The 2,112-nt window shown below is 65.5% G+C and carries 1 protein-coding gene and 1 pseudogene; both read left to right on the plus strand.

Features of this window, described 5'->3' with window-relative positions; translation table 11 throughout:
- On the plus strand, window positions 1–1,223 hold a 1,223-nt coding region (locus tag VNZ93_RS08110; RefSeq protein ID WP_325702679.1), incomplete at its 5' end, for a glycosyltransferase family 39 protein.
- A 124-nt stretch (window positions 1,224–1,347) separates the two neighbouring features.
- Window positions 1,348–2,112 (plus strand): annotated as a pseudogene (locus tag VNZ93_RS08115) (EAL domain-containing protein); the annotation flags it as partial.

The following is a 2,112-nucleotide window of genomic DNA, read 5'->3' on the forward strand; positions in this document are numbered from 1 at the left end:
TCGCCGTCTATTTCCTCGCCCGCGACATTGCCGGACCCGTGCAGGCGCTGATCGCCACGCTCTCGCTGGTCGGCATCCACTATTACAACTACTCGGCGGTGAAATTCTCGCACGACCAGATGCAATTGCCATTCTGGGCGCTCACCGCACTGTTCTTCTACCGGGGATTGGTACGCGGCCGCGCGCTCGACTGGATTTTGGCCGGCGCCATGCTCGCGCTTGCCTTCTGGTCGAAATATGCCGCCTTCGCGTTCGCCGTCAGCCTCGGCCTGTTTCTTCTCATCGATCCGGTCGCGCGCCGCACGCTGTGGACGCCCGGCCCGTGGCTGATGGCCGTAGCCTTCGCGGTCGTGATCGCGCCGAATGCGTGGTGGCTCGTCGATTCCGGCTTCCTGCCGATGCAGTATGTCAGCGATCGCGCTCGCCTTCCGGAGATCTGGTACGACTACATCACCCATCCGGCCAAATGGGTCTTCGGGCAAATCTTCTTCATCTTTCCCACGCTGGTTTTGCTCTGGTTGACTCTGCTTCCGCGCACGACGCCGGCCATGCCTGTCAGAGGACAAGCCGCGTTTGCGCGGCGCTACGCCACCACTCTCGCCTTCGGTCCCTTTGCCGTGGTGTCCGCGGTTTCGCTCGCGACCGGCCGCTTCCCGGTGCAGATGTGGGGCTATCCGCTCTGGTCGTTCCTGCCGCTCGCCGCCTTGCTCTGGCTCGGGCCGGTCACGGATATCCGCCGCATCACCATCTTCGCGGTCGGGGTGATCTTCCTTTTCCTGCTCGCTCCCGCGATCTGGATCGGGACGTGGATTGCGGACCCCTATCTGCGTGAACGTCCCAAGGCCAGCAACTTCCCGGGCCACGCCATCGCCGCGCAGATGAGCCGCTTGTGGCACGAGAAAACCGGAACGGCGCTTCCGTATGTCGCCGGGACCGAATTCGCCGCGAACAATGTCGCGGTCTATTCACCCGACAGGCCGCGCGTGGTCGTCCATGGTCGGCCGCAGATCAGTCCCTGGATCGACATGGAAGATCTCAGGAAGCGCGGCGTCATCGTCATCTGGGAATCCGGGTTGCCGATGGCGCATGTGGAAGAATGGCGCAAGACATTCGGTGCCGAAGGCGAGCCGACCGTGGTCGAGTTTCCACGGCAAACCAGAGGTCGTGCGCGCAGCGCGGACCCGGTCCGGATCGCGTACTGGATCGTTCCGCCCAGGAACTGACAGCGCAGCAAACCTCCGCGAATTTTGGCTTCGGATTGCTTGCGCTTCGCAGGCCGCTCGTGGACATTAGCGTCTGGGTGGACGAATCGGCGCGGCGGCCGGAACGTCGCCCTTTGAGGCATCCATGCAGCGGCTGACGGCCATCTTCATCGCGGTCTGCGTCATTCTGATTGCAGCGTCGATCGGCGCGGTCGGCTACCTCCTGTTCGGATTGAGCGGCGCCGAGGCGTCCGTGATCGCGCTCGCCGTGATGACCGCGTTGGCGCTCTACAGCACGGTGTCCGCGCGATTGCGCGATCGCAACGACGTTGGCGGCCAGATCGCCGATCTGTCGCGGGGCACCGCCGATCTTGCACGCCAGGTCGGGGAGCTTGGCCGGCGCGTGATTGCGTTCGAGGCTCAGGACAACGCGCGGCGCTCTCGCACACCGAACGACGCGCTTGCCGCGGAGATCGGCGAACTCGGCGTGCTTGTGAAGGAACTCGCCGAAACCGTTGCCGCTCATGACGCGCGGCTGAAGGATCTCAGCCTGTCCGCGCCGGCGCTGATCGCGCAGGCCATCGACGTTCCCGCCAGCGTCGCGCCCGCGACGCGACCGGTTGCGGTGCCGGCTCCCGCGCCGGTCGCCGAAGCTCAGCCGATCGCGCCCGTCGAGCCGGTCAAGGTCGTTGCGGAAGCGCCCGCGCCGCCCGTTCCCGAGCTCGTCGAAAGCGGCCCGCTCAAGGGCATGACCACCGAGCAGGTCGCCGAGACGATCGCCGCCGCAATCGACGGCAGCCGGATCGATCTTTACCTGCAGCCGGTGGTGACGCTGCCGCAGCGCAAGGTCCGCTATTACGAAGCGATGACGCGGCTTCGCATGGACGACGGCACACTGATCCTGCCGAGC

The sequence above is a fragment of the Pseudorhodoplanes sp. genome (assembly GCF_035565795.1).
GTDB lineage: Bacteria > Pseudomonadota > Alphaproteobacteria > Rhizobiales > Xanthobacteraceae > Pseudorhodoplanes.